The organism is Bacillus sp. EB600 (assembly GCF_024494385.1).
In the GTDB taxonomy this organism is placed as follows: Bacteria; Bacillota; Bacilli; order Bacillales; family Cytobacillaceae; genus JAEVLT01.
Genome location: NZ_JAEVLT010000164.1, coordinates 1 through 465, shown reverse-complemented (window position 1 = coordinate 465; position 465 = coordinate 1). Strand labels below are relative to the sequence as shown.

The following is a 465-nucleotide window of genomic DNA, read 5'->3' as shown; positions in this document are numbered from 1 at the left end:
TCAGTTTTCCCGACCATCAGTTTCATTTATTTTATGGGGCTTTAGCTCAGCTGGGAGAGCGCCTGCTTTGCACGCAGGAGGTCAGCGGTTCGATCCCGCTAAGCTCCACCATAATTTCATACCTACTTAATTATTTGGCGGTGTAGCTCAGCTGGCTAGAGCGTACGGTTCATACCCGTAAGGTCGGGGGTTCGATCCCCTCTGCCGCTACCAATTGTAAAGTGGAGGAATACCCAAGTCCGGCTGAAGGGATCGGTCTTGAAAACCGACAGGCGGGTCATACCGCGCGGGGGTTCGAATCCCTCTTCCTCCTCCATTGAATTTAATAATATTATCGCGGGGTGGAGCACGTTCGAATTAGCTTCTTCGAATGATCTACAGCGCAACGATTGAGCCACTACTTGAATAAGCTTACTGAAATCGGGGCGGTCAAGTGTCTAGGGGCATGATCAAACACAATACTTT

At 49.9% G+C, this 465-nt stretch carries 3 tRNA genes; all 3 read left to right on the top strand.

Annotation, left to right across the window (positions count from 1 at the left end):
* The first annotated feature begins 35 nt into the window (after positions 1–35).
* The 3 genes from JN080_RS29185 (at position 36) to JN080_RS29175 (ending at position 316) form a co-directional block, all read left to right on the top strand.
* Positions 36–111, top strand: a tRNA-Ala gene (locus tag JN080_RS29185).
* A gap of 25 nt (positions 112–136) precedes the next feature.
* A tRNA-Met gene (locus JN080_RS29180) sits at positions 137–213 on the top strand.
* A 10-nt stretch (positions 214–223) separates the two neighbouring features.
* Positions 224–316: transfer RNA gene (locus JN080_RS29175), tRNA-Ser, on the top strand.
* Positions 317–465 lie beyond the last annotated feature (149 nt).